Here is a 26126-nt window from a genome sequence, read left to right as displayed (position 1 = left end):
TTCCGGCGGCTTTTCCAAAACATTGCGGCATGCGCTTTCCTGTCATGAAGGGCGTTTCCGGTCACGGCAGAACAGTTTTTGACCTCGACGGTGATGCAAATACCCCTTATGTTGCTCCTGCGCGGAAGGTTCCGGATGCCGCAGGGCGGTCCGGCCTCGTGGGGCCTGTTCCCTCCCGCGCATGTCCGTAGCCGGATGTTCCTTTAATCGCAAGGATTTATGCTGAACCAGGTAGTAGAACTCAAAAGAGAAGTGACGGCGGTCCAGATCCCCAGCGGGGATGTGCTCACGCTGCCGGAGGGGGAACGCGTGTATATCACCCAGATACTGGGCGGCTCCTATACCGTGGCTACGGACCATGGCCTGGCCCGCATCTCCCGGGAAAATGCGGACGCCCTGGGAGCGGAAGCGGCGGAAGCCTCCCCGGAGGCGGCTGAACTGGATGAAAACGCCACGCTTGAAGAACGGGTATGGGATACGCTGAAATGCGTGTACGATCCGGAAATCCCCGTGGATATCGTCAACCTGGGCCTGATTTACGACGTGACCGTCATCGAGCTGGAAAACGGCCTGCATCACGTGGCGGTCAAAATGACTCTTACGGCGCCCGGCTGCGGCATGGGACCCCATCTGGTGATGGAGGCCAAGGACCGCATTGAAGCGCTGGAAGGCGTGGAGGCCGCGGATGTGGAAATGGTGTGGGACCCCCCCTGGAACCAGGACATGGTCAGCGAGGAAGGCAGGATGAAACTCGGATTGATCTGACTCCATGCCGGTGACATTGAAATTATCCGACGACGAGGCGCGCGATCTGGCGGAAATGCTTTCCACCGCCGCCACGGTGGCCGCCTCCAACCAGCAGGACGGGGCGGAAGGACGCCTGGTGGCATGGGGAAAGCTGGTCTCCCGGCTGATGGAGGAACTATCCGCCACGCCCAAACTGAAGGGCCGCATTGCCTACGCGGACGATCTGGGCGGGTACGCCTTCACCCGGGAATATGAGGAAAACGCCTTTTTCCAGGACTGCCTGGACGAGTACCGGGACAACATTTTCTGGGCGGACCTGGTGACGCGCATGGCGGACAAGGCCATCAGCGAACACCTGGGGCCGGAGTACTTTGAAAGCATGCCGGAGGAGGAACGCCGCCGGACGGCGGAAGCCCTGGAAAAATCCCTGTGGCAGGAATGCGCCAGGTACGGCATTGACCGGCTGGGTTTCATCCTTCCCCCGTCGGACGGTTAAAAGGGAAAATTGTTCAAGGAATATCCGTGAACCGGATACTGCCTGAATGGCGGACGGCCCGGACTGCATGCGTGGATGCGCTGGGGATGGCTGGCGCGTGCGTCGTGCGTTTGCGTGGCTATTGAGCAGATGGACGGCGTATTTATCCTGTTCCAGGTTTTTGGCTGGCACGCGTTGCGGAAGCGCCGCAAGCCCTGCGTCAGCTGAAATGAAAAACGTCCGGCAGGGGGGTACTGGTTTTCAGGATAAAAAGTCCGCTGGCGCTCAGTTTTACCTTGGGGGCCGCGGGGGAGCTGCGGCAATCCCCGGATGGGCAGGACAAATCCGGGCAGTTTCCGCGGACCGGGAATTGTTCATGCGCCGGGCCGGAGCCTTATTCCTCCGGGTCCTCCGGCATGGGAGGGGTAGGGCTGCCCAGGTGTTCCGTCTCCTTGGGAGTGGAGAGCACCTTGTAATACGCCCATGCGGCGGCGGTCAATACGCCGCCGATGGAAACGATCATGGTTAGCCAGCCGGTAAGGGACATGATTATTTGATGTTCTCCTGAACGAGCCTGGTGACGACTTCATCAGGCTGGACAGGATTGGCATCCTGGGGCAGGGGACGGTTCTGGAACAGTTTGAAATCCGTCATTTTTGTTTCTCCGCCCGTCTGGAGCAGAACGGAACCGTTGGGCTGGATGTCTGCCATGACGTTGGTGGAGGGGGTGGGATCGCCGGTGAACGTCACGCTGGTGTTGGGGTGCCATTTGCCGTCCTTGTACGCGAAGCTGGGGCCGAAGAAGGCGCCGCGGGCTTTCTTGGCGGATTCAAAGTTGCGCATGAAGTCTTCCACGAATCCGACGGAGAAGGAAAGTTCCTTTTCCGAGGAATGCGTTTTCCATTTGGAAATGAGGTCCCAGGACTTGTCCTTGTTGTTGAAGTAGTAGCCGCTGATTTCCTTGAATTTCCCCATCTTTTTGACGCAGACGAGGAAACGCATGTTTTCCCCGACGGTCCAGGGATAGTCCACGAAGCTCTGGCCGCCCGTTCCTTCGCCGCCGAAGCGGCCGGAGCGCGCGTTTTCACCCAGCTTTACCAGTTTGGTGCGCTCTTCTTCCGGCACGCTGTTGGGGTTGTCCCCATGGGCCACCGGGTCCCAGATGGAAAAGATGATGACTTTTTTACCGTTGGACTGTTCCTGAAAGCCGATGTAGCCGTCGTCAAAATTCATGGCGCAGAAGTAGGTGCCCGGAACGGATGTCTTGGCTTTCACTTCATTGTACAGGGCGCTCGCCTGGGCCGGGTGGCCCTGCTGCATGACATGGACGGAACGGCACTGGCGTTTTGCCAGCAGTTCCGGGTCTTCCTGGGCATGCAGGAGAGTGGTTCCGGAGAACAGGGCGGCGCAAACGACGGCTGTGGCGGAGAAAAGACGCATGGTTTTGAATGATTGATTGATGGTTGGCCGCTCTCCGTCCGGAGGGATGGAGGCTAGCAAATAATTAGTACGGGCTAATTACGTTTGCCCTGTGGAAAATCTCGCATGGAAACTGCACTTTTTTCAAGATTTTTTCGGCATGAGCATTCCGGAGAAATTCATGAAACTGGGGGAGAACCGCAAGCCTTTACGGCAACCGGAATTGCATATCCGGAAGGACGCCCCCATGATATGGCCTTCCCTTTGTTTGCTTTCGTTCAATTCACCTGGTTGATTCCTTTGGCTCTTGTGAAGGTTTGCGGTGTTACCGGAATGAAGAAGGCCGTTCCGCACGGGATGCGGGAACGGCCTTCGGGATGATGAACGGGAAATGTCGTTCTACCGGATGGGGTTCAGGAAGAGGGGCATCAGGCCTCCCAGCACGATGAAGATGGAGAAAGCGGCCAGCATGACGCCGGAAATGACGGGAACCTGTACGGGGTCCGCGTCTTCTTCGGGCTTGTCCCAGTACATGGAGCGGATGACCTTGAAGTAGTAATAGAAGCCGGAGGCCGCGCAGATGATCATGACGGGGAGCATCCAGCCCAGGTACAGGCCCGTGTTGATGACGTGCACGAAGGAGATCATTTTGGCGAAGAAGCCGGCCGTCAGAGGCACGCCCGCCAGGGAGGCGAACATGATGGTGATGGCCAGGGCCAGCCGGGGATTGGTCTTGCCCAGGCCGCGGAAGGCGGAGATTTCCTCGCTCCCGCGCTGGATGCGGATCATGGCGAGGGCGAAGAAGGCGCCGAAGGTCATGACCAGGTACACGGCCAGGTAGAACGGGGCGTTCGGGGCAAGCCGCCCGTCCATGGTGCCGATGAAGAGGGGAAGGATGAAGCCGGCCTGCGCGATGGAGGAATAACCCATCATGCGCTTCAGGTTGGTCTGCGGAATGGCGCCCAGGTTGCCCACCAGCAGCGTAGCCGCAGCCATCAGGGCCACGACGAATTCAACGGGGGGCAATGCGGCGAAGGGAGCCAGAATGATGCTGAGCAGGGCGAAGCCGGCCACCTTGGAGGCCACGGAGAGGAAAGCCGTCACTGGAGTGGGTGCGCCCTGGTATACGTCCGGAATCCACAATTGCATGGGAACCGCGCCGATTTTGAAGGCCGTGCCGAGCAGCAGCATGGCGAGGGCCAGGTACATGGCGGGGGCCGTCTGGCCCGCCAGCGCGTGGCTGACGATGGCTCCGTCATAGATGAAGGTTCCCGTGACGCCGAAGTACCAGGCCAGGCCGAAGACGAGGAAGCCCGTGCTGACGGCGCCCAGAATCAGGTACTTGATGCCCGCTTCCGTGGAGCCCAGGTTCCGGCGGAAGTAGCCCACCATGATGAAGGAGCTCAGGGTAAGCACTTCCAGGGAGACGAACAGTTCCACCAGGTTGGAGGCCTTGCACAGGGAGGTGATGCCCACGCAGGCCAGCAGGGGAAGGATGTAGAATTCCCCCGTGCCGTCCTGGGACTTGGAGTCGTTGGAAGAGAGGTTGATGACGGCCCGGAAGTCCACGGACAGCAGCAGGGTGACTGCCGTGGCGACAAGCGCCAGGATGATGTAGACGTTGTCATAGAGTCCCCCCATGTAGAAGGGGAGCATCGCCAGGGCACCCGCCGCGCCAATCAGCCCGAAGACGAATTTGGGCGTCTTTTTGCAGAAGGTCTCGGCCAGGAGCATAAGCATCGCCAGGCCGGCCAGGATGAATTCCGGAATATACGCTTGCATGGGTAAAAGAAGATCGGGTTAAACTTGGATTGTATTCGGAAGGGGAATCAGGAGAAGAACTGGAGCACCAGCGTGGGGAAGAAGCCGAAGACCGCCAGGGTGATCGTCAGGAAGTAGTTGGCCGCCCGTTCGGAAGGCAGCAGTTCCGTGGCGTAGGCTGCGGCCTTGGAGAGGTCCCCTTGGAAGATGTTGCGGTAGGCCCTCAGCATGTACACCGCGCCGATGACCAGGCCCCAGAGGCACAGGATGGTGGCGATCTGGACGGGGCCGAAGCCGTTGGTGAAGCCGGCGAAGCCGGAGAAGAAGACCATGAATTCCCCCGGGAAGTTGGCAAGGCCGGGGAGGCCGATGGAGGCCATGCCCGCCAGGCCGAAGACGAAGGCCATGCGCGGCAGCCTGGTGCTCAGGCCCCCCAGGGAGTTGATTTCCAGCGTGCCGGTTTGCTTTTCAATTTGTCCGCAGAGCAGGAAGAGCAGGGCGATGGTCAGGCCGTGGGCCAGCATCAGCAGGGCGGCCCCTTTCAGCGCCCAGGGGTTGGCTTCCGCGGAACCAGAGGCCACCAGGGCGGCGAAGGCCAGGAAGATGTAGCCCATGTGCATCACGGAGGAGTTGCCCAGGAGCAGGTCCAGCCTCTTCTGGTTGACGGTCACGTAGCCTACCCAGATGACGTTGCAGACGAGCAGGACAAGGAGGATGTTCGTCCAGGGGAGGAAGCCTGTTTCCATCAGCGGCTGGAACATGAAGAGGCCGTACAGGCCGAACTTCTTGAGCACGCCCGCGTGCATCATCGCCACCGGGGCGGGGGCGGAGGCATACGCGGGGGCTGCCCAGGAGTGGAAGGGGAAGAGGGAAATCAGCGTGCCGAACCCGGCGATCAGCAGGGCGCCGATGAGCTCCGCATGGGCGAGTTCCCGGCCGCCGGCCATGAAGTCTTTCAATCCGGAGAAGGTGAAGCCCGCCTGCGTGCCGATCATCAGCAGGGCGGCCAGCAGCACCATGGAGGCAAGCCCCAGGTAAAGCGTGGCTCGCCAGGCCGTGGTGCGGCGGTCGCCGCGCCCGTACAGGCCGATCATCACGAAGGTGGGGATCAGCGCCAGTTCATGGAAGGCGAAGAAGGAGATGATGTTGTCGGACAGGAAGGCCCCGGTGGCGCCCGCGGAAATCAGCAGGGCGGAGTTGTACCAGGAGGCTTCCCCTCCCTTGGGCGGGTTGGTGCCCAGTACGGTGGCGAAGGTTACCAGGATGGTCAGCAGCAGCATCACTTTGGCCAGGGCCGGGGCCAGCGTGAGCTGGAGGTCCATCCCTTCAAAGCGGGACCAGCAGGAGGAGCAGCCGTCAAAGCTAACCAGGGCCCAGATGCCGAGGGCCAGCGTCAGCGCGGCGCTGAGCAGGGCTGTCGGGCGTGCGGGCGCCTTGCACAGACCGATGAGGGCCGTGGCAATCAGAGGAATGAGAACAAGCCAGATAAGCATGGTGTGTGGTTGGTTGGTAGGTTAGCAGGAATAGAAGACGGTGAAGTAGATGACCAGGAGCAGGCCGATGCCGAAGAGGGCCGTGTAGGCGGCCATGCTGCCGGACTGGAGGCGGCGCAGCAGGGACCCAACGGCGGCGGTCAGCCGCGCCAGGCCGCCCACGATGAGGCCGGAGATGATGAACTGGTCCATGAAGTCGATGATGGCGGCCAGGGAGCCCTGGATGCCCCTGACCAGCACCTTGTCATAGAACCAGTCAATGTAGAGGCGGTTGGCGAGGGCGCGGGAGACGGCATTGCCGGAGAGCTTGTCGGAGGCCGGGGATCCCGCATAGAAAACGGCCGCCAGCAGGATGCCGAGCACCAGCGCGCCCATGGAGACGTAGAAGGGCATGCCGATATGGAAGCTTTCGGAAACGAACCCGTTGAAGGGCACCAGCCTGTCAGCCATGAAGCCGTAGCCGGAGATGAGGGCCAGCACGGCCAGGATCAGCAGGGGAACCAGCATGAGGCCGCCCACTTCCCCGGCGTGTTCCGAGCTGTGGCTGCGGCTCTTGCCGAAGAAGACCACGAAGATCACGCGCATCATGTAGAAGGTGGTCAGCAGGGCCACGCCCGCGCCGATCCAGAAGAAGACCGGGTTTTTGTGCAGGGCGGCTTCCAGAATGGCTTCCTTGGAGAAGAAGCCGGACGTGAACGGAATGGCGATCAGGGCCATGGTCGCGATGATGAAGGTGAGGGAGGTCAGCTTCATGCGCTTCATGATGCCGCCCATTTTCCAGATGTCCTGTTCATGGTGGCAGGCGAAGATGATGGCGCCCGCGCCCAGGAAGAGCAGGGCCTTGAACCAGGCATGGGTGAAGAGGTGGAACATGGCCGCTTCCCCGGCCAGCAGGCCCAGGGCCATGACCATGTAGCCCAGCTGGGAGAGGGTAGAGTAGGCCAGCACGCGCTTGATGTCATTCTGCTGGGTGGCCATGAAGGCGGCGATGACGGCCGTGACGGCGCCGATGACGGCAATGACGTTGCAGGCCAGGGCGGGGAAGGCTTCCACGCCGATGGAGTACTGGACGCGCACCATCATGTACACCCCGGCGGCCACCATGGTGGCCGCATGGATCAGGGCGGAGACGGGGGTGGGGCCTTCCATGGCGTCCGGAAGCCACACGTGCAACGGGAACTGGGCGGATTTGCCCACCGCCCCGCAGAAGAGGCACAGCACCGTGATGTTCAGCAGGGTTTCACTGAGGCCCGCGGGCATTTCCATCAGGCTGAAGTCCAGCGTGTTGGTCAGCGCCCAGAGGGTCAGGATGCCGATCAGGAAGCCGAAGTCACCCACGCGGTTGCAGATGAAGGCCTTTTTGGCGGCGTTTGCGGCGGCGTCCCTGGTGTACCAGTGGCCGATGAGCAGGTAGGAGGAAAGGCCTACCAGCTCCCAGAAGATGAAGGTCATGGCGATGTTGTTCGCCAGGACGATGCCCGTCATGGAGAACATGAAGAGGCTCAGGCACGCGAAGTAGCGCGTTTTCGCCTTGTCCTCCGCCATGTAGCTCAGGGAGAAGATGTGGACCAGCAGGCCGATGCCCGTGACCACCAGCATCATGCGGGTGGAAAGGGGGTCCAGCACAAAGCCCAGGTCAACGGAAAAGACATCGGAGATCGGAAGCCAGGAGAAGGAGGCGGAGCCGGTCTGGTCCAGCAGGCCCAGGGAAAGAACGAAGGTCGCGAGGCAGGAGAAGGTGGAGGTGAGCGCCGCGACGTTCGGACGCCGGGTCAGCAGGAACCAGTTGAAGGCGGCTACGACCAGCGGCAGGAAGAGCAGGAGCCAGGTGTATTGAATATCAATATTAAACATGTTCTTGAAGTGGTATGTTGCTCTTAGTCTTTCAGCGTGTTGAGGTCCTGCGTGCTGGCCGTGCGCCTGGCCCGGTACAGGGAGACGATGAGGGCCAGCCCGATGGCTACTTCCGCCGCGGCGATGGTCAGGATGAAGATGGACAGGGCCTGTCCGTCGTAATTGGGCAGCCCCATGGTGCCCTGGGCGCGTGAAAACGCCACCAGTGACAGGTTGGCCGCGCTGAGCATCATTTCCAGGCACATGAAGATGACGATGATGTCACGCCGGACAATCACCCCCATCAGGCCGATGGCGAACAGGACGCCGGAGAGGATCAGGTAATGCGTAAGAGGTATCATGATGATGGCTGTGGTAAGGGGTTCGGGTTATTTGCCGGAGGGGCGGCGGCTCAGCACGACGACGCCGATGGAGGCCACCAGCAGGGCCAGCCCGGCGATGACCAGGCTCCGGTTGTATTTGTCAAACAGGGTGCGGCCCAGCAGGGCGGTATCCGGGAATTCCCCGTTGTCTATTTCCGCGCGGATGGTGGTGCCTTCCGGATAGAGGTGTGCGGAACATTGGGGGGAGAGGGGGGGGAGGGTGATGGACGGTGCTATGCCGCAGGTGGAATGGAGCAATTGGTCAAGAGATGCCTTGGTGATGGCATAGTCCGATCCTCGTGTGCATCCGCCGGAAGCAACGCAGGGTTTCTGCGCGCATTCCCCGGAAAGGTTGTTGGTTTCCGTTTTCCCGGAATTGGCGCTGTCCTGGCCGATCTTCAGATCGTTCCACGCCTGTTCCGCGGTGGCCATCGGGCAGCGGTGCGTTTCCTTCGCGCCGGGCAGGGAGTAGATGATGCCGATGAGCTGGCCCAGGAAGAGGCCGGCAATGATGACGCCGATGGCGACGGAGACGGGCCGCCGGAAGGGGGAGGTTTCCCGCTTCACGTTCAGCAGCATGATGATGAACGCGAAGAGCACCATGATGGCTCCGGCGTATACCAGAATCTGGAGAATGCCCAGGAAGTGGGCGCCCAGCCCGATCATAATGGCGGCCGTGGCTCCGAAGGAGAGGGCCATCATCATGGCGGAGGAAACGGGGTTGCGCATGAAGACGACCATCAGGGACAGGATCACGGCCAGGGCCCCGAAGACGTAAAAGAGTATGTCACTGGCAAAAATGTTCATAACGTACGGAAATTGGAGTGAATGTTTCGGGGTGATTTATTTGTATTGGTTCCACTTGTTGACCAGTCCCTTGCGGGTGCCGCCCATTTCGTAGAGCTTGGCCTTGTTGTGGATGGCCTGGGCCTTGTCCGTGGGGGTGAACAGGTAGTCCTGGCTCATGAAGATGGCCTGTTCCGGGCAGGCTTCCTCGCACATGCCGCAGTAGATGCAGCGGAGCATGTCGATCTGGAATTCCCTGGGCGCTTTTTCCACCTTGCCCCAGGGGCCTTCCTTGACGGCGCCGGGGGTGATGGTGATGGCGCGGGCAGGGCAGATGAATTCGCAGAGCTGGCAGGAGACGCAGCGTTCGCGGCCGTCTTCCCCCTTCACCAGGACGGGAGCCCCGCGGTAGTATTCCGGCAGGTGCTTGTCCCACCGGAATTCCGGGTACTGCATCGTGACGCCTATGCCGGAGCCGGCCAGCTCTTTCTTGTTGCGGGATTTGCCCAGCAGAGCCAGAACGAGGTGCTTGATGGTGATCCAGAGACCGCCAAGGATGGATTGCAAGTAGAACCGCTCTCCGAGGGAAATCTTCGGGCGCTTGATCGTTTTGAAGGCCATAATAGTGATGTTGTCGGGATAAAGAAGGTTGATTACTTGACGAAGTACAGGATGGCGGCCGTGATGAAGATGTTGATGACGGCCAGTTCAAAGAAGACCATCCAGCCGAGCTTCATCACCTGGTCGTAACGGAAGCGGGGGAGCGTCCAGCGCACCCAGACGAAGAAGAAGACGAAGAAGAGGAGCTTGAGCACGTACGCGATGAGCTGGCAGATGACCGCCACCCAGTTGGCCACGTGTTCGTTGAGCCAGCCGTCCAGGCCGAAGCCGATGGACCAGCCGCCCAGGAACAGCGTGATGACCAGGGAGGAGCCCACCACCATGGCGGCGTATTCACCCATGAAGAATTGCGCGAATTTCATGGAGGAGTATTCCGTGTGGTAGCCGCCCACGAGGTCCGTTTCACATTCGGACATGTCAAAGGGCGTGCGGTTGGCTTCCGCGAAGATGGAGGTCAGGAAGATGATGAAGCTGATGGCGATGGGAACCAGCAGGATCCAGCGCTGCCAGCTCAGGCCCTCGCCCCACACGGGGAGCATGAGCCAGCCGTTGGCGGCCTGGTATTCCACGATGTTGGAGAGGTCCAGCGTGCTGTAAATCATCAGAACGGGGATGATGGACAGGCCCATGCTGATTTCATAGGAGATCATCTGGGCGGAGGAGCGCACGCCGCCCAGAAAGGGGAATTTGGAGTTGGAGGACCAGCCGGCCAGCACCAGGCCGTATACGGAGAGGGAGGAGATGGCGAACATCCACAGGGGCCCGACGCTGAGGTTGGCCACCGCCATGTTTACGTTGCCGTAGGAGGTGTGGAGGTCTCCGGCAAAGGGGACCACGGCCGCCGTCATCAGCGGGGGGGCCAGCACCAGGATGGGGGCGATCCAGAAGTACACGCGGCGCACGAAGGGAGGCGTGAAGTCCTGCTTGAGGAACAGCTTGCCGCCGTCCACCATGGGTTGCACGAGGCCGAAGATCGGAATGTCGCGGTCCAGGCGGAAGAAGCGGCACAGGTTGGCGATTTTGCCGTCATGGGGAAGGCCGAAGTAGTCCAGCGTCTTTTTGAACGGCAGGTCTGACTTAGCCCCGAAGCGGCGGAAGATGCTCAGCGGGATGCCGGCGCGGTTGGGCCCCACGCGGTCCTGAATCCAGGCGGCCACCCGGCGTTCAATGTACACGCAGACCGGAATGAACAGGATGGTGATGGCGAAGCAGATGACGATTTTGATCAGCAGGGTGATGATGTAGAACCACACAGGGTTGCTGAGCACCTCGTCGCAAAAGGTTAGAATCGAATCAATCATGGCGGATTAACAGGTTGTGTGCGTGTGAAGTGTGATTAGCGGCCCTGGCTTTTTTCGCGTTCCACCACGGGGATGGTGACGCCGGTTTCCAGAATGGGCTGGCCCCCGTCTCCGATGGAGCCCCAGGTGACGCCGTTGAGGGCGCTGTATTCCGTGCTCATGACGGTGAGGACGTCCAGGGCGGAGTTGAAGTCTTTCAGCGCGGGGTTGCCGCCCAGCAGAAGGGTGATGTCCCGGAGAATCTGCCAGTCATCCCGGGCGTAGCCCACGGGCTGGATGGCGCGGTTCAGGCGCTGGATGCGTCCGGTGACGTTGATCATGGTGCCGAATTTTTCAGCAAAGGTGACGCCCGGCAGAACCAGGTCCGCATGGCGCGCCGTTTCATTCACGCTGTGGGCGGTCATGAACAGGTAGTCCAGCTTTTTCAGGTCTTCTGCGGTGAAGCCGGCTTCCGGGGCGGTGAGGTCTTCCCCCAGCGTGAGGATGCCCTTGATGGAGCCGTTGCGCACGCCGTCGCGGATGGCGGCCAGCCTGGAGCCGGGTTCAATGCCCAGCACCAGCTTGGCCCCGTTCGTGTTCGGATTGCGGTCCGCAGCGATCAGCATGCCGTCGCTTTCTCCCATGCGGGGGACGATGTCCACCAGGTCCGTGCCGATTTGCGCGGCCAGATGGCGGACCATGTAAAGTTCTTCGTTGGTCATGCGCCCGGAGGCGATGATGGCGAGCTGGTGCGGGGCGACGCGCTTGACGGCTTCCGTGACGGAAGCCAGGGCGGGTTCCCAGGTGGACGGGCGGTGCGGAGCTCCCGCGTCCGTGCGTATGACGGGCTGGGGAATGCGCGTTTCCGCGTTGATGTATTTGTAATTCAGGCGGTGGGAGTCCGGCATCCAGCAGGAGTTCACGGCGTCGTTCGGGCGCGGGGTGATGCGGTACACCTTGTCTTCACGCGTCCAGAGGATGATGTTGGTGCCCGTGCCGCAGTCCACGTCAATGGTCTTGGTTTCCTTCAGGAACCAGACGCGCATCTTGAAGCGGAAGTCCTTGGAGGTGAGGGCGCCTACCGGGCAGAGGTCCACGGTGTTCAGGGAGTAGTTGCTGTCCAGCTCGCGGCCCGGATAGACCGTGATGGCGTTGAAGGTGCCGCGCTGGGCCATCGTGAGAACTTCGTCATGCATGATGTCGCGCATGAAGCGCACGCAGCGGCCGCAGAGCACGCAGCGCTCCTGGTCCAGGTTCACGCGCGGGCCGATGCTCAGGTTCTTGCCCTTCTTGGTCTTCTTTTCCTCATAGCGGCCTTCCACCTGGCCGTAGTCGTTGGAGTATTCCTGGAGCTTGCATTCCCCGGCCTGGTCGCAGATGGGACAGTCCAGCGGGTGGCTGGTAAGCAGGAATTCCATCACGCCGCGGCGCGCCTCGCTGGCGAGGGGGCTGTCCGTACGGATGCCCATGTTTTCCGCCACCGTGTTCGCGCAGGAGATGATGGGGCGCGGCATCCACTGGATGCGCTGGTAGCCGTTTTCATCATAGGAGGGAGTCTGGCCCGGAGCCAGCCGGGGCGGCATCCCCTGTTCCACCATGCACATGCGGCAGGAGCCGACGACGGCCAGCTTGGGGTGGTAGCAGAAGCACGGGATGGGAACGCCTACGGAACGGCAGGCGTCTGCAATCCGCGTGCCGCGCGGGAACCGGTGCCACGTTCCGTTGATCTGGACGTTCACCTTGCCTTCCGCGGCGGCAATGTCTTTGGGGAGTTTGGAAGCTTCTTCACTCATGATGACGGATGGGAGGGAAATGGTATTGAAAAGTGGTGTTGCGTTCTGCTGTTAGCGGGTGAGGAAACGGGTTTGTTCCCGGCCTTCCCTGGTATGGGGCAGGCAGGCGTTGAAGGGATCCGTCAGGGCCACGAATTCCTCCTTGAACTTGGAGACCATGGCCTGGGTGGGCCATGAGGCGGCTTCACCGAAGGCGCAGACCGTTTTCCCTTCAATCTGGTTTGCCACTTCAATCAGCAGGTCCACGTCGGACGGAGCGGCCTTGCCTTCCAGAATGCGGGTGCTGAGCTTCATCATCCACGGGCAGCCTTCCCGGCAGGGGGTGCACTGGCCGCAGGATTCATGCGCGTAAAAGCGGTTGATGTTGTTCATGGCCCAGGGCATGGAGCGGGAGTCGTCCATGACGATGACCGCGCCGGAGCCGGACATGGAGCCGTGCTGGGAGATGCTGTCCAGGTCCAGCGGAATGTCGAAGAAGGAGATTTTGCCCATGGTGCCGTCCGGGTTCTGCACCTTGTATTCCACATCCGTGCGCATGACCTTGGAGGAGGAGCCGCCGGGAATAACGGCCTTGAACTCGCGGCCGTCCCGCGGGCCTCCGCAGACGTCATACAGCAGTTCGCCGAAGGTCATGGCGCCGGAAACGATTTCATAGAACCCCGGGCGTTTCACGTCGCCGGAAACGCCGATGATGCGGGTACCGGGGGAGCGCCGGGCACCTTCCTGGCTGTAGGCTTCTCCGCCCATGGAGATGACGTGCTTCACCTGGCAGAGGGATTCCACGTTGTTCACGATGGTGGGGCAACCGTACAGGCCGATGGCGGCCGGGAAGAAGGGAGGCTTGATGCGCGGGTAGGGGCGCTGGCCTTCCAGGGAGTTGAGCAGGGCCGTTTCCTCACCGCAGATGTAGGCGCCCGCGCCACGGTGCACGTGGATTTCCAGATCATAGCCGGAACCCTGGATGTTGCTGCCCAGGAAGCCGCGTTCGCGCGCTTCCTGAAGGGCCTTGAGCATGATTTCCGCGGCCATGGGGAATTCCTCCCGCATGTAGATGTAAGCCAGGTGCGCGCCTACCGCGTAGCTGGAGATGACCATCCCTTCAATGAGCTGGTGGGGGTCCTGGTGGACGATGTAGCGGTCCTTGAAGGTGCCGGGTTCGGATTCGTCGCAGTTGCAGACCAGATAAACGGGCTTCGTGTTGTTCGGCGGAATGAAGGTCCACTTCACGCCGGTGGGGAAACCCGCGCCGCCGCGGCCGCGCAGTCCGGATTTTTTCACCTCGTCAATGACGGCCTTCGGCTCCATGCCGAGCGCCTTTTTCAGTTCCTCATAGCCGCCGTCGGCCAGATAGCAGTCAATGGAAGTGTTCCATCCTTCGCGGTTGACGTTTTTCAGGATGCGGCGCGTTTCCCTGGGGTGGGGTTCTTTACCGGGAAGATAGGTGATGCTCATGGCGAAAATCTGGTGCGGGGTGGAAAGGGTTAGGCGTTCTGGTGCTTGGCGATCACTTCCTCCAGCAGTTCCGGAGTGACTTTTTCATACAGAAGGTCGTTGACCATCATGTTGGGGCCGAATCCGCAGTTGGCCAGGCATTCCACTCCCTCCACGCTCCACAGGCCGTCCGGGCTGACGCCGATGGGGTGGTGGTGGTCAATGCCGCTCTTGTCAATGCCCAGGCGCGCGCAGATGGCGTCAAAGAGGCTGTCCGCTCCCGCCATGGCGCAGGAGAGGGTGCGGCACACGCGGATGTGGGTCTTGCCGGGGCACATCTGGCGCAGGCCGGGATAGAAGGTGACCACGCCCAGCACGTGGGCGGCGGAGATGTTCAGTTTTTCACCCACCCAGGCGATGGCGTCTGCGCTGATGAAGCCGAATTTTTTCTGGATTTCATGCAGGATGGGAAGCACGGCGGATTTCTGCTTGCCTTCCGGATAATGCGTGACGTATTCGCTGGCGGCGGCGTCAAGCTCCGGCGTTACTTCAAAGGCCGGGTAAAACCGTTCGCCCGGGCTGGGCTGGTGGGCGATAGTCGCGTCGATGGCGTTTTCAGCGTAATCGGACATGGGGAGGAAATTTGGTGTTTGAGTTGGAAAGGAAAAGGGAAGCGTGTGTTTAGCGGTCGCATTCGCCCATCACGAAGTCGAAGGAGCCGAGAATGGCCGGAACGTCGGAAACCAGGTGGCCTTTCAGCAGTTCCGGCAGGATGGAAAGATTGCAGAAGGAGGGGGAGCGCATGCGCAGGCGGTTGGGAAGTCCGCCCCCCTTGGAGTCCAGGAAGAAGCCCAGCTCGCCCTTCGGGTTTTCCGCGGCAAAGTAAACCTGCCCGGCGGGGGCGTTCACGCCCATGGTGGTGGCCATGAACTGGCGGATCAGGGATTCCATGTCCGTCATGACCTTTTTCTTTTCAGGCAGCGTGCCCTTGGTGTCCACCATGTTGATGGGGCCGTCCGGCATGGTTTCAATGACCTGGCGGATGATGCGCAGGGACTGGCGCATTTCCTCAATGCGCACGGTAAAGCGGTCGTAGCAGTCGCCGTGTTCACCCACGGGAACGTCGAATTCGTAATTCTCGTAGCCCAGGTAGGGGTTGGTTTTGCGCAGGTCGCGCTTGACGCCGCTGGCGCGCAGGTTGGCTCCGGTAATGGCCCAGGAGAGAGCCTTTTCACGGCTGATGACGCCCACGCCCTGAAGGCGGTCGATGAAGATTTTGTTCTTGAGCAGCAGGGCTTCCGTTTCATCCAGGGTCTTGCCCGCTTCGTCACAGAAGACGAGCACTTCCTTCAGCATTTCATTGGGGACGTCGCGCGTCTGTCCGCCGATGCGGGTGTAGGAGGAGGTGAAGCGCGCTCCGGTGAGCTGTTCGTAGAAATTATGGATTTTTTCACGTTCCTCGTAGCAGTAAAGGAACACGGTCATGGCGCCTACGTCCATGCCGTACACGCCGACGCCCAGGATATGGGAGGAAAAACGGGAAAGCTCCAGGGCCAGCACGCGCAGGGCCTGGCCGCGGGGGGGCAGTTCCCAGCCCAGCAGTTTTTCCACCGCGCAGGCATAGGCGATGTTGTTGGAAAGGGGGGCCAGGTAGTCAAAGCGGTCGGTGTAGGGGACGAACTGGTTGTACTGGATGGTCTCCCCGATCTTTTCCATGCCGCGGTGCAAGTGGCCCACCACCGGATCGCAGCTAATGATCTCTTCACCATCGAGTTCCAGCACCAGCCGCAGCACGCCGTGGGTGGCGGGGTGGGAGGGGCCCACGTTCAGGGTCATCGTTTCTCCGAGCGGTTCGGAAGTATTGGTGAGATAGTCTGCGTTAGCGGCTGTATCTGCAATGGCGAAAGTTTTAGTGCTCGTCTTCATGTGGATGTCCGTGCCTGGCTGAACCTGATAATGGTGCCGAATGATTATGCCACTTCACACCATGCGGGCAAGCCAAATGTCAGTTTTTTTGGCATTCCGGGGGAGCTTTCCGTGTTGATGCGGAAGTCTCCTCAACTTATGAATGTTAGGCTATTCTAACATTGAGCCCCCATGTGGGAGAGGAGGAATGGGAGGAGGAATGCATTTGGAATCCCATGCCGTCTGCAACGGCAGGAAAAACATGAACCGGGGATATATTTTTCTGTCCGGAGGACTCTATGTCCGGGAAGAGAGGGCGGCGGATTTTCCGGCATAAAACTTTTCCGCAGGAGAACGGAGAGGGTGTTAATGATTTTCTCCATTTTCTCACGTTTTGCAAAAGATGCGGCTTCTGGCCGCATATGCTCTCAGCTGCCGCAAGAGCTTGCAGCGCTCCATTCAATTTGCTGGAAAGAGCCCTGGTTTCTCAGGGGTTTTGAGACTTGCGGGTTTTTAGGAGCTTTTTCCGCCACATTGCGGAGGGAGAGTGCCATCTCTTTTTCCGTTCGGAGTTTTTACAAGGGGCCGGAGCCCCTTGTTCCCAGGAAGGAGTTTATGGCGGAAAACACGGGTATGAAGTTTCCGGTTGCCCGTTTACCCGCGCTCCGGAGGGACGATGGCTGCGACAGCAGCCGGAATTATTTGACTACATTCTGGGGAATGAAGTGCATTTCCTGCTCCGCGATGCCGAATTGCCAGGTGGCTGTCTGCCACAGGTTGGCGGCAAGGTTTTTCCAGCGCACCTGGACGGTTACGGGGCTGAGGCGCAGAGGGCGGGAAGGCGTCCATTTCAGGATTTTTTCCTTGGGGTCATACTGGGCATTCACCAGGCCGAAGCCGGAAACGCGCATTTCCACCTGTTTGGGATCGAAGGCTGGTTCACGGGCCAGGGAAATGGAGATGTCCGGGTTCTGGTTTTTCACCACGGTATTGGCCGCCGGGTAGACAGGCTGGGCCGGGGCCGGATAGGAATTCAGGCTGTTCCCGCTGCTGCTATTGTTGCCGGGAGTGGCCGACGGCGTTTCCGGAGCCGTGGGCACGTTGAAATTCAGGGCTCTGGTGAATGTCTTGGGATCCTTGCCAAAAACCATGTAGCGGTGAACCCGCCAGCGGTCCGTGTCCTTGGTTACTTTCTTGGGAATCACCGTGAAGGCCGCCTGGAATCCGACTTCCTCCGCCTTGGTGATCATGTCCGGCAGGACGAATCCGCCCGGGTAGCAGTAGGCTTCCACGGCGGAACCGGGGAATTTTTCCTGAAGGATTTTCCGGGAATTGCTTATTTCCGCCGTAGCCAGGTCCAGAACCGCCTGGGTTCCCTTCCGCTGGGCGGCGCGCCATGATCTGGGGTACAGGTGGCTGACGGAGTGGCTGCCCAGCGTGGCGCCGTTATCCAGCATTTCCTGGATTTGGTCATGGCTCATGGCGGAGCCGCGGCCCGTGATGAATTTGGTATAGGGGAAAACGGTGAACGGGAATCCCGTTTCCTTCAGGATGGGGTAGGCATCCGTGTAAACGCTCTTCCAGCCGTCGTCAATGGTGATCATCACGCATTTGGCGGGGAGCTGCCTGCTTCCCAGTTTCCATTCCAGGAATTCCTTCATGGAAATGACGGGCACGCCGCTGGCCTTCAGGGCCTGCATCTGGGCGCGGAACACGTCCGTATTCATGCGCATTTCCGTGGCGGGAAGGGTACGGCTGAAATCATGATAGCCCAGGATGGCTACGCGGGTTTCATGCTGGGGAACCGGAACGGGCGAGAAAGCCGTGGGAGGAATGACCGGGACCGGGCCTGCGGGCTGCACCGGTGCATGCAGGTTCGTTTCCCCGGGAATAGGCTCCGCATTCGGGATGGGCTCCGCCTGGGGGATGGAGGAAACCGTTTCTCCGGGAATGGGTTCCGCCATGGGAATGTTTTCATTCCTGCGGTTGGCTTCAATCAGTTCCCTGACGGGGACAACGCCGGCGGCAGGGTCCCCCTTGATGGTGCCGCCGATGACCGGTCCGGGCGCGAGGGGAAGGGGAGTGGCGGGCGGCAGGTCGGGCGGAAGCTCCGCGCACGCGACACCGGCTGCAATCAAGAAAATGGAAAGGAGGCCTGGGGCGGAGCGCATACCTGCAACTACTATTTTTAAGTTTCCTGTTCAACCTTAAACTCAGGCAGGCATGACAGCCTTTTCCCTGCCGTGCGCGCTCCTTTTCAGGTCCGTGCGGGCTTTTCCCTCCTGAACGCGTTCCCGTTAAAAAGCATACAGACTCATTTTCCGCTCGCGGAAGAAAGGGGAGGTGTTTAGTCTGTCCGCAGACATGAGCTGTATTTGTCATTTCTTCAAAGTTCTGGCGCGCCGTGCGGGTCTGCTCACTACCGTGGCTGCCGCCGCCTTTTTCCTGGGGGCTCCTGCCGGTGAAGCTTCGGCTCGCGCGGCGGAACCTGCCTATCCCGCTACGGAAGTGGGGGGGGAATCACAGTACAGCCATTTTCCCATTCCCCTGAACCAGTACAAGCCCGCGCCGCCGGATGCCAGCCTGTCCCAGGTGCTCACGGAGCGCAACAAGCAGTCCGGCGGGTTCAACCTGGCCGTGACGCTCGTGTTCCTGGGGGCTATTATCCATACGTTCCTGGCCGGGCGGTTTGAACGCTATTCCCACAAGCTGGCCCTGCGCTACAAGGAAAAGCTCAAGGAAACCAATTTCCGCGTGATGCATCCGGAAGAACGGCTTCCGGTTTCCTTCGCCTCCGCCATCTTCCATTTCCTGGGGGAAGTGGAAGCCGTGTTCGGCATCTGGATCATTCCCTTCATGTTCGTGTGCTGGAAGTATTATTCCTTTGAGGACTTCTCGGCCTACTTGAATTACGACTGCTCCTTCACGGAGCCCATGTTCGTGATGATTATCATGATCATCGCCTCTTCCCGCCCCATCTTCAAGCTGGCGGAATCCGTAGTCAACTACGGCGCCAAACTTGGAAAATCTTCGCCCGGGGCCTGGTGGATTTCCGTGATGACCCTTGCCCCCCTGCTCGGCTCCCTGATTACGGAACCTGCCGCCATGACGATCGGCGCCCTGATCCTGAGCAAGAAGTTTTACGACCTCAAGCCGAAGAAGACCCTGATGTATGCAACGCTGGGGCTGCTTTTTGTGAATATTTCCATCGGGGGCACCCTGACGCATTTTGCCGCCCCCCCCGTGGTGATGGTGGCGGAAAAGTGGGACTGGGGTCTTGCGCACATGATCCAGCACTTCGGCTGGAAGGCCGTTTCAGCCATCATCATTTCCAACCTGGCCTACTTTTTCCTCTTCCGCAAGGAATTCGCCCGCCTGGCCGCCCAGCAACGCGAGTTCAACGAGTTTGACGACGCCGTTCCCCAGTCCTGGGAAGACCGCAATGACAAGATACCGGCGTGGGTGACGCTGGCGCACGTCTGCTTTCTGACCTGGACGGTTCTCTTCGCCCATGAGCCGGTCATGTTCATCGGCAGCTTCCTCTTCTTCATCGGCTTTACGGTGGCTACCCCGCAGTACCAGAACCAGATGTCCCTGCGCGTTCCCATGATGGTGGGCTTCTTCCTGGCGGGCCTGGTCATTCTGGGCGGCGTCCAGGCCTGGTGGCTGGAACCGGTGCTGACGCGGCTGGGGGACTACGCCATGATCGGGGCCACGCTGCTGACGGCGTTCAACGACAATGCCGCCGTCACCTTCCTGGCGTCCACGGTTCCCAACCTGCCGGAAGCCGTCAAGTATTCCGTGGTGGCCGGCGCCGTGACGGGCGGCGGCCTGACGGTAATCGCCAACGCCCCCAACCCGGCGGGGCAGGCCATTCTGGGCAAGTACTTCAAGGGCATCAATCCCCTGTGGCTGTTTGCCTGGGCGGCTTTTCCCACCGCCATCGTGTTCATCTTCTTCACCTGCTTCGGCCATTAAGGGCCGGAACCGGAGCTTACTCTTATGTTTACCGGACTCGTTGAAACAACAGGAACCGTGGAAGGGTTTACGCCCATCAACGGCGGAGCCAGACTGACGCTGATTATTCCATTCGGCCATGAACTTTCCCTGGGGGATTCCGTCGCCGTCAACGGCTGTTGCCTGACGGTGGACGCCCTGGACGGTGAGCGCGTCTCCTTTGACCTGCTTTCCCAGACCCTCCGCGTCACCAGCCTGGGAAACCTCCAGCCGGGGGGGCTGGTGAACCTGGAACGCGCCATGTCCGCCATGGACCGCTTCGGCGGCCACTTCGTGATGGGGCATGTGGACAATACCGGAACTATTACGGCCCTGGAGCCCGTGGGGCAGGACCACCGCCTGGAAGTGCGCATTCCGGATGAACTGGCCCGCTACTGCATTGACAAGGGCTCCATCACCATTGACGGCATTTCCCTGACGATTGCGAATTTGAACGGCTCCCTGCTTGAATTCTGGATCACGCCCCATACCTTCGGACGCACGAACCTGCAACGCGCCGTTCCCGGCCAGCCGGTGAATCTGGAAGTGGACATGCTGGCCAAGTATGTGGAAAAGCTGTTCGCCGCCCGTGAACATGCGGAGGGCTAGTTTTTTCCGTGAGGGGAAGTGAAATGTGGAATCCGCAGGAATTGGCGTGTTTTTCCTGCCGGTAACCCGTACGTCTTCCCCTTTCCCGTAAAAATGCGTTCACCTGGGAGCCAGGGCCTCCCCAGACTGGGGGAAGACGCGTTGCCGGGAGTGGGAGGCGTGGTTCCGGCAGAGGAGGAACGATGTGTGGAGAGCCGAATCAGGAAATGCGGAACGGCTTGTCTTACTTGACCATCCCTCCCTTGGCCGTGACCCATTTGCCGCGCTTGACGGCCCGTTCAAAGGACAAGCCGTGACGCTCCGCCGCCGCCTTCGTTTCTTCCCACTGGGAGGCCAGAATGCCGGAGATGACCAGGACGGCATCCTTTTTCATGGCCGCGATAATGTGCGGAAAGGCTTTTTGCAGAATGGTGGAAAACAGGTTGGCGACGACAAGGTCCCCCTTCTGAAGTTCCGAGGGCGTCCATTCGAAAACGTCCCCGACGAATAAATCAAGCTCTTCTCCGGTGACGTCATTGCGTTCCATGTTGTGCCGTGCCACTTCAATGGCCATGGGGTCAAAGTCGAAGGCCGTGGCGTGTTCCGCTCCCAGCTTCAGCGCCGCAATGGCCAGCACGGCGGTTCCGCAGCCGATGTCCGTCATGCTCCAGCCGGTTCCCCTGCGGGATTTGGCAGCGTCACAGATGAAGCGCAGGCAGGTGGACGTAGTGGCATGGTCTCCGGTCCCGAAGGCCATTTCCGCAGGAACGCTCAGGATATGGCGCGCGGGGAATTGCTTCCGCAGGGCGGTCAGCTTCTCCGGAGAACTCTGCTCCGTAATGACCAGGGCATCCCTTATTTTAAGCGGAGCGCGTTCTTCCCGGCTCTGCGCCGCCACCCAGTCCCGGGTTTTGATTTCCCGGACGGTCCCCCCAAAATATTCCTTCAAGGTCAGGGCGTCTTCCTCATGGTCGCAGTAGACGGTGATTCTGATGGTCTTGCCCCCCTTGATGATGGTGATGGAGGCATTGGGATTTCCGGCAATGCGTTCGCTCCAGGCGTCTTCCCATTTGGCGGGGGACAGTTTGTTCCAGCTCCAGATCATGCGGGGAGTATGGTTGCTTTTCCGGCGGTAGGCAAGGATGGATATGCCTGTTTGGCGAGAAGATTCATCGGCCGGAACGTCTGCCCGGAATATCAGTAAAAAGGCAGATGAAGTTCCATAGGAAATGGTTGAAATTCATTTTTCATGAGCTGTTAATTTCCTTTGTGCGGATTGTTAATCCGAGGTCAAGCTTCGATTTTAAGGACAAGGAACTTGTGCCAAACCTTCCCGGATCATTAAAAGCTGTTCTCCCTTCTGGAATGGCTTGTCCGGTACCTGGAGCGCCGCAGGCCTCTGTGGCAATCGGCATTCACCGCGTCCCTCGGACATGCCGGATTTTAGAAGAGTAAATTACCTAATTATCAGTTTTTTACTTAAATTTTACGGAGATCTGCGGAGCTTCAGCCGGCTATCAGAAACATTGCGTTTTTTCATGCAATGGCTCCGGTTTGGCCGGTTCCGGAAGAGAGTCATGGGCTGCATATTTCTTATATTTTATAACGGATTAACAATCCGTAAATTATGATTTTCCAATCAATTTGAGCTTTTTAAAAATGGATTTACCTTTGTCCATAAAATATTCTCCTCTTTACAGGCTTTCCATACTCTATCTCATGATTCCCGTCATGATATTCATTGCAGGATGGATGCATTGGTATATTGCTCTGCCCCTGTTGGGAAGCTATTGCTATTTAGAGTTTTTAGAATATCGAAGAAGCAGGCGCTGTTTCTGCTGGCGCTTATTTATAAAAGAAAATTGTTCTGTCAAAAGACTTATAACGGGAATCATTCTGTTGTTATGGCTTATATTATCCGGCTGGGGGGGAGTGGTGTGGCAGCATCCTGATTTCATCGTCCGGAATTCCATGCTGGGCGCCCTTTCGTTGGAATCCTGGCCCGTCAAATATTCGGAAGATACCTATTTTTGCTATTACTTTGCCAGTTATTTGCCAGCGGCACTGTGCGGGAAAATATTCGGCTTGGCAGCAGCCAAGATAATTTTGGTGCTTTGGTTTTCCTTGGGATTGTATCTGGTATGGTTGTGGATGTGTGAATATTGCGGCTCTTTTTCCTTCATGGTGTTGAGTTCATTAATCTTATTCGGTTCCCTTACTTCCGTCCGGCTGTTATTTAAAGTGTTCCTTCCAGGCCTGGAATACGGGCTTCCGTTTATTTCTATTGCTCAGCAAATTACCTTAACGGCGCATCAGGCAGTGCCAGTCATGCTGATTCTTTGCCTGATTGTAGCGGGAAGAGTGAAAGTGGAACAGTCGGTGTTCCTGCTTGCGGCTACCGCTTTGTATTCCCCTTTGTGCGCATTTTTTATGTTGTTTATATTTTTAGCCTTTCTGGTTCAGGAGAAGATTGGCAAATCCGGAGAATGGAAACAGTTGTTTTCCTATGGCAATATCATAAGCGGGGCGACGGGCATTTTAATTGTTTTATTTATGTCCTGTAATATTTCCGTTTCCCGGAAAAGTTATTTTTTGTTTCCCTATTCCGACGTTGTTTTTTGGATTTATATTATGACTTCTTTTGTTTTTTACTGCCTGTTCTGTATGGAGGAATACAAAAAGGATATTATGTTTTACACCGTACTGGCGGTGTCTCTGGCGCTTCCTTGTTTCTATATCGGAAATGATATCAACGATTTTGCATGCAAAAGCAGCATCATTGGAACATTCGTTATATTGATGTTCGTTCTCAGGAGCGTTGTACGCCGTCCCCGCAAAAAAATATGGTATATGGCCTGTCTGATTTTTGGGGGAGCGCTTGTCTCTTGCCCACTGGGAATTTACGCTTCATGCACTCCCCTGTTTTTAAGTATTCAAGACAGCCTGTATGGCTTTCTTCCCGATTCAGCCGTCAAATTGCTGCTTCGCGGGAAAACGTGTTTTCCTCATATGAAGTATCAAGACGGCTGGGGAAATACCATGTATCATCCCGAACATTACTGGTACCCGAATTTCACAGGTAAAAAGAATGGCTTGCTAGGCTTATTCTATAAATTGGACAAGTCCTGATGATGGCAATATCACCGTGCCCGGGAGAAAGGCGTTGGCATGCCCCGGCTCAATTCGCCATTCCTTTGTTGCCGTTATAATGTTTTCCCGTTGGGCCACATCAGCATCCGTTTCAGGAAGCGTTCGTTGTTGACGGTGACCTTCGGGAAGAGGCGCCTGCTGGATTCCTTGAGCGCCCTGATGGCGTCTTCTCCCTGCAGCGGCGTGCGGTCGGAACCGCTGATGACGGTGCGCAGCCACGCGGTCTGGGGCATGTCATAAGCTTCCACGGCTTTAAAGGGCATGCGCTCCCTCCAGTTGGTGCCTCCCGTGGTGCCGGGGATGTTCAGGCGCTTGTTGACGTCAAAGAGGGCAGGCCAGAGAATGGCCGCGTAACGGGAGTTGGAACGGAACAGGGCATTGTACATGGCCGTCTTGATTTCCAGGTTCCAGTAGGAGAGCCATGTGTCCGGCTGCATCCCGGCGAAGTCCGCAAACCATTTCAGCAGGCGCGCTCCGTCCTCCGCCTGGCGCACGATGTTTTCCTGTTCCGGGTTGGACGGCGTTTTGGGAGAGATTCCCTCCCACAGACCCAGCTTGCGGGCACGCTCGATTTTGGCGTAGCTGTCGTTCCAGGTCTGCATGATGGTTTCAAAATCATGCGTGCCGAATGCCGCGAAGGAGCATTCGTGATATTCCTTTCCGGGGATGATGTTGCCGTCCGGTTTGATTTCCCAATGGGGAATCTTGAAGCCGGGAATGTCCAATTGGCGCATGTTCGGGCGCACGTATTCCGGCACGCAGCCCAGGTCTTCCCCCACCACGCTGACGCCGGGGGCGGCAGAGATCAGGAGGCGAAGGTACAGGTCTCCGTCCGTCAGGTTCAGGTTGCGGTCCACGGCGTTGTCATCCCCGCGGGGCTTGAAGCCGGGCAGCCTGCCGCCCGTTCTCTGGGCCGCCTGCTCCAGCGTGAGCGGCAGGAAGACCTCGTTTTCCGTAGGCTTCCACGGGAAGGAGTAAATGCGGTAAAAGCCCAGGATATGGTCAATCCTGTACATGCTGAAAATCTTGGTGCAGTATTTTACCCGGCGCCGCCACCAGGCGAAGTTGTCCTGGGCCATGACTTCCCATTTGTACAGGGGAATGCCCCAGTTTTGCCCCCATTTGCCCGTGAAGGGGTCCTCCGCGTAGTTGCCTTCCGCAGGGGCGCCTCCGCACCAGTCCGTATCAAACAGGTAGCGTTCAAAAAAGACGTCCGCACTGCACAGGGAAACGCCGATGGGGATGTCCCCCATCAGTTTCACGTTGCGTTCGTCCGCATAAATCCGGATGAATTCCCATTGCTTTTCACAGAGCCACTGGAGCCAGCGGGCAAAGTCCTTTTCTTCCTCGTAATCGGCGGCGATGGTTTTGGCCCGGGCCGGGTCCTGCTCCGGCCAGTGCCACCAGATTTCCGTGCCGAACAGGTCGCAGAGAACCTGGAAGCAGACAAAGTCTTCCAGCCAGCTTCCCTGTTCCTTCACCCATTCCCTGAACTTGGGCATGATGCCCTCATATTCCGGCTTGGTTTTGAAGTTGTTCCATGCGCCCCGCAGAATCCACATTTTCCAGAACCTGGCCTTGGGGTAGTCTACCAGGTTCGGGCCGGAGGGCTGTTCCCACGGCAGCGTGTCCCCGGTTTCATTGAATACGCGTTCTTCCAGGCCGGGGATGGTCCAGGGTTCCAGGGAAAGGTACAGGGGTTCCAGAGCCACGGAGCTGATGGCGGAATAGGGGGAAGGGTTTTCGTCCCGGCCCAGGGCGTTGACGGGCAGCAATTGGAGAAATCCCACGTGGGCATCCGCCGCCCAGTCAATCCACTGGCGCAGAGCCGTCAGATCCCCGATGCCGTGGTCGTTGTTGCGGCGCAGGGAGAACAATGGCAGAACTACGCCGGCTAATCTCTTCTCATCCATAACAGAACAAATGCTTGAACGGTTCCCCCGGATGGAACTGTGCCAAACGTGGGAACCGCAGGTGGCAGAATAGCATTGCCGGGAGGAATGCGGCAAGCCTAATACGTTGCCTTTGCGCCATGATTTGAGGTTTCCCCGGGAAGAGAGCGGGGAAGGGAATCCGTAAGGACGGCCTGTTTTTCCCCGCCTGGGGAACCGCTTACTTTTCCCGGCCCCGGCTGCCTGCCGGGAGCGTGTTTCAGAGATGGAATAGGTTCCGCTGCGGGGAACAGCATGATGGCCGGGGTTCCCTGTTTGTTGATGGAAAATCCCGGTCTCCGCTTTTTTCCGTCTTCCTTCCATGAAGTGAAGGGGCCCGGCAGGAGTCGGGCATGATTTCTTCCGCCCTGCGGATTTTGTATTTGCAGAGCGGCGTGGAGAAGTAATCGAAGCAGGCGCCGGACCCGCGGCAGGACAAGGGAGGGGGCTCCGTCCGAGTCATCAGGGGGGGCGCATCAGAGTGCTGCCCTGGGTTTCTTTTGCCTTCATCATGCAGCATGACGAAACAACCAG

At 58.9% G+C, this 26126-nt stretch carries 22 protein-coding genes; 6 read left to right on the top strand and 16 right to left on the bottom strand.

Annotated features, from left to right (window positions below):
* The first annotated feature begins 219 nt into the window (after nt 1–219).
* Together sufT and HJW02_RS01025 are read left to right on the top strand one after the other, a co-directional pair.
* On the top strand, nt 220–765 hold the full coding sequence (gene sufT / locus HJW02_RS01030; RefSeq protein WP_102722545.1) for a putative Fe-S cluster assembly protein SufT: 546 nt from the start codon (nt 220–222) through the stop codon (nt 763–765).
* Between the two features lie 4 nt (nt 766–769).
* On the top strand, nt 770–1243 hold the full coding sequence (locus HJW02_RS01025; RefSeq protein WP_022396659.1) for a hypothetical protein: 474 nt from the start codon (nt 770–772) through the stop codon (nt 1241–1243).
* Nucleotides 1244–1616: 373 nt separating this feature from the next.
* On the opposite strand, the gene HJW02_RS01020 is transcribed toward HJW02_RS01025, so the two are convergent.
* The gene (locus HJW02_RS01020) at nt 1617–1769 is read right to left on the bottom strand and encodes a hypothetical protein (protein WP_022396660.1); all 153 of its coding nucleotides are present in this window, start codon (nt 1767–1769) and stop codon (nt 1617–1619) included.
* A gap of 2 nt (nt 1770–1771) precedes the next feature.
* Nucleotides 1772–2662, bottom strand: coding sequence for a DUF3472 domain-containing protein (locus HJW02_RS01015; protein WP_022396661.1), 891 nt, complete (start codon nt 2660–2662; stop codon nt 1772–1774).
* A 105-nt stretch (nt 2663–2767) separates the two neighbouring features.
* Between HJW02_RS01015 and HJW02_RS01010 the strand changes: the two genes are divergently transcribed.
* Nucleotides 2768–3022, top strand: coding sequence for a hypothetical protein (locus HJW02_RS01010; protein WP_146018133.1), 255 nt, complete (start codon nt 2768–2770; stop codon nt 3020–3022).
* Nucleotides 3023–3040: 18 nt separating this feature from the next.
* On the opposite strand, the gene HJW02_RS01005 is transcribed toward HJW02_RS01010, so the two are convergent.
* From HJW02_RS01005 to HJW02_RS00950, 12 genes are all read right to left on the bottom strand, one after another.
* Nucleotides 3041–4423: an NADH-quinone oxidoreductase subunit N gene (locus HJW02_RS01005; protein WP_102722546.1), complete on the bottom strand. Its 1383-nt coding sequence runs from the start codon at nt 4421–4423 to the stop codon at nt 3041–3043.
* A 47-nt stretch (nt 4424–4470) separates the two neighbouring features.
* A complete protein-coding gene (locus HJW02_RS01000) occupies nt 4471–5895 on the bottom strand; it encodes a proton-conducting transporter membrane subunit (RefSeq protein WP_102722547.1) in 1425 nt (474 codons plus the stop codon).
* A gap of 21 nt (nt 5896–5916) precedes the next feature.
* Complete coding sequence (gene nuoL, locus HJW02_RS00995; RefSeq protein WP_102722548.1) at nt 5917–7749, bottom strand: NADH-quinone oxidoreductase subunit L; 1833 nt, start codon at nt 7747–7749, stop codon at nt 5917–5919.
* 23 nt (nt 7750–7772) lie between these two features.
* Nucleotides 7773–8090 (bottom strand): NADH-quinone oxidoreductase subunit NuoK, encoded by a 318-nt coding sequence (gene nuoK, locus HJW02_RS00990; protein WP_012420642.1) that lies wholly within the window; start codon nt 8088–8090, stop codon nt 7773–7775.
* Between the two features lie 27 nt (nt 8091–8117).
* Nucleotides 8118–8918: an NADH-quinone oxidoreductase subunit J gene (locus HJW02_RS00985; protein WP_022396666.1), complete on the bottom strand. Its 801-nt coding sequence runs from the start codon at nt 8916–8918 to the stop codon at nt 8118–8120.
* Nucleotides 8919–8954: 36 nt separating this feature from the next.
* Complete coding sequence (locus tag HJW02_RS00980) at nt 8955–9518, bottom strand: NADH-quinone oxidoreductase subunit I (protein WP_102722833.1); 564 nt, start codon at nt 9516–9518, stop codon at nt 8955–8957.
* Between the two features lie 32 nt (nt 9519–9550).
* Nucleotides 9551–10819, bottom strand: a complete 1269-nt coding sequence (locus tag HJW02_RS00975) for a complex I subunit 1 family protein (protein WP_102714210.1) — start codon at nt 10817–10819, stop codon at nt 9551–9553.
* A 35-nt stretch (nt 10820–10854) separates the two neighbouring features.
* Nucleotides 10855–12591 carry a molybdopterin-dependent oxidoreductase gene (locus HJW02_RS00970; protein ID WP_240454302.1) on the bottom strand — a complete coding sequence of 579 codons (1737 nt, stop codon included), beginning with the start codon at nt 12589–12591 and terminating at the stop codon, nt 10855–10857.
* Nucleotides 12592–12642: 51 nt separating this feature from the next.
* Entirely contained in the window at nt 12643–14043 is a 1401-nt protein-coding gene (gene nuoF / locus HJW02_RS00965; RefSeq protein ID WP_102722832.1) for an NADH-quinone oxidoreductase subunit NuoF, read from the bottom strand.
* A gap of 29 nt (nt 14044–14072) precedes the next feature.
* Complete coding sequence (locus tag HJW02_RS00960; RefSeq protein ID WP_102722831.1) at nt 14073–14654, bottom strand: NAD(P)H-dependent oxidoreductase subunit E; 582 nt, start codon at nt 14652–14654, stop codon at nt 14073–14075.
* 49 nt (nt 14655–14703) lie between these two features.
* The gene (nuoD, locus tag HJW02_RS00955; protein ID WP_102722830.1) at nt 14704–15948 is read right to left on the bottom strand and encodes an NADH dehydrogenase (quinone) subunit D; all 1245 of its coding nucleotides are present in this window, start codon (nt 15946–15948) and stop codon (nt 14704–14706) included.
* A 677-nt stretch (nt 15949–16625) separates the two neighbouring features.
* Nucleotides 16626–18065, bottom strand: coding sequence for a polysaccharide deacetylase family protein (locus tag HJW02_RS00950; RefSeq protein WP_180970944.1), 1440 nt, complete (start codon nt 18063–18065; stop codon nt 16626–16628).
* 226 nt (nt 18066–18291) lie between these two features.
* On the opposite strand from HJW02_RS00950, the gene HJW02_RS00945 reads away from it, so the two are divergent.
* A complete protein-coding gene (locus HJW02_RS00945) occupies nt 18292–19905 on the top strand; it encodes a putative Na+/H+ antiporter (RefSeq protein WP_022396674.1) in 1614 nt (537 codons plus the stop codon).
* Nucleotides 19906–19929: 24 nt separating this feature from the next.
* A complete protein-coding gene (locus HJW02_RS00940) occupies nt 19930–20532 on the top strand; it encodes a riboflavin synthase (protein ID WP_102722828.1) in 603 nt (200 codons plus the stop codon).
* Nucleotides 20533–20755: 223 nt separating this feature from the next.
* Here HJW02_RS00940 and HJW02_RS00935 read toward each other — a convergent pair whose 3' ends face one another.
* Complete coding sequence (locus HJW02_RS00935) at nt 20756–21616, bottom strand: 50S ribosomal protein L11 methyltransferase (RefSeq protein WP_102722827.1); 861 nt, start codon at nt 21614–21616, stop codon at nt 20756–20758.
* Between the two features lie 626 nt (nt 21617–22242).
* On the opposite strand from HJW02_RS00935, the gene HJW02_RS00930 reads away from it, so the two are divergent.
* Entirely contained in the window at nt 22243–23640 is a 1398-nt protein-coding gene (locus tag HJW02_RS00930; protein ID WP_146018132.1) for a hypothetical protein, read from the top strand.
* Between the two features lie 74 nt (nt 23641–23714).
* On the opposite strand, the gene HJW02_RS00925 is transcribed toward HJW02_RS00930, so the two are convergent.
* Nucleotides 23715–25574 carry a 4-alpha-glucanotransferase gene (locus HJW02_RS00925; protein WP_180970943.1) on the bottom strand — a complete coding sequence of 620 codons (1860 nt, stop codon included), beginning with the start codon at nt 25572–25574 and terminating at the stop codon, nt 23715–23717.
* Nucleotides 25575–26126: the final 552 nt, after the last annotated feature.

Origin of the sequence: Akkermansia sp. GGCC_0220 (genome assembly GCF_017566105.1) — a bacterium.
In the GTDB taxonomy this organism is placed as follows: Bacteria; Verrucomicrobiota; Verrucomicrobiia; order Verrucomicrobiales; family Akkermansiaceae; genus Akkermansia; species Akkermansia massiliensis.
This window is presented reverse-complemented; position numbering and strand designations above follow the sequence as displayed.

Bases quoted from the DNA above. Each gene is read 5' to 3' on its own strand.
- sufT (WP_102722545.1), top strand. From the start codon at position 220: ATGCTGAACCAGGTAGTAGAACTCAAAAGAGAAGTGACGGCGGTCCAG.
- HJW02_RS01025 (WP_022396659.1), top strand. From the start codon at position 770: ATGCCGGTGACATTGAAATTATCCGACGACGAGGCGCGCGATCTGGCG.
- HJW02_RS01020 (WP_022396660.1), bottom strand. From the start codon at position 1,769: ATGTCCCTTACCGGCTGGCTAACCATGATCGTTTCCATCGGCGGCGTA.
- HJW02_RS01015 (WP_022396661.1), bottom strand. From the start codon at position 2,662: ATGCGTCTTTTCTCCGCCACAGCCGTCGTTTGCGCCGCCCTGTTCTCC.
- HJW02_RS01010 (WP_146018133.1), top strand. From the start codon at position 2,768: ATGGAAACTGCACTTTTTTCAAGATTTTTTCGGCATGAGCATTCCGGA.
- HJW02_RS01005 (WP_102722546.1), bottom strand. From the start codon at position 4,423: ATGCAAGCGTATATTCCGGAATTCATCCTGGCCGGCCTGGCGATGCTT.
- HJW02_RS01000 (WP_102722547.1), bottom strand. From the start codon at position 5,895: ATGCTTATCTGGCTTGTTCTCATTCCTCTGATTGCCACGGCCCTCATC.
- nuoL (WP_102722548.1), bottom strand. From the start codon at position 7,749: ATGTTTAATATTGATATTCAATACACCTGGCTCCTGCTCTTCCTGCCG.
- nuoK (WP_012420642.1), bottom strand. From the start codon at position 8,090: ATGATACCTCTTACGCATTACCTGATCCTCTCCGGCGTCCTGTTCGCC.
- HJW02_RS00985 (WP_022396666.1), bottom strand. From the start codon at position 8,918: ATGAACATTTTTGCCAGTGACATACTCTTTTACGTCTTCGGGGCCCTG.
- HJW02_RS00980 (WP_102722833.1), bottom strand. From the start codon at position 9,518: ATGGCCTTCAAAACGATCAAGCGCCCGAAGATTTCCCTCGGAGAGCGG.
- HJW02_RS00975 (WP_102714210.1), bottom strand. From the start codon at position 10,819: ATGATTGATTCGATTCTAACCTTTTGCGACGAGGTGCTCAGCAACCCT.
- HJW02_RS00970 (WP_240454302.1), bottom strand. From the start codon at position 12,591: ATGAGTGAAGAAGCTTCCAAACTCCCCAAAGACATTGCCGCCGCGGAA.
- nuoF (WP_102722832.1), bottom strand. From the start codon at position 14,043: ATGAGCATCACCTATCTTCCCGGTAAAGAACCCCACCCCAGGGAAACG.
- HJW02_RS00960 (WP_102722831.1), bottom strand. From the start codon at position 14,654: ATGTCCGATTACGCTGAAAACGCCATCGACGCGACTATCGCCCACCAG.
- nuoD (WP_102722830.1), bottom strand. From the start codon at position 15,948: ATGAAGACGAGCACTAAAACTTTCGCCATTGCAGATACAGCCGCTAAC.
- HJW02_RS00945 (WP_022396674.1), top strand. From the start codon at position 18,292: ATGAGCTGTATTTGTCATTTCTTCAAAGTTCTGGCGCGCCGTGCGGGT.
- HJW02_RS00940 (WP_102722828.1), top strand. From the start codon at position 19,930: ATGTTTACCGGACTCGTTGAAACAACAGGAACCGTGGAAGGGTTTACG.
- HJW02_RS00935 (WP_102722827.1), bottom strand. From the start codon at position 21,616: ATGATCTGGAGCTGGAACAAACTGTCCCCCGCCAAATGGGAAGACGCC.
- HJW02_RS00930 (WP_146018132.1), top strand. From the start codon at position 22,243: ATGATATTCATTGCAGGATGGATGCATTGGTATATTGCTCTGCCCCTG.
- HJW02_RS00925 (WP_180970943.1), bottom strand. From the start codon at position 25,574: ATGGATGAGAAGAGATTAGCCGGCGTAGTTCTGCCATTGTTCTCCCTG.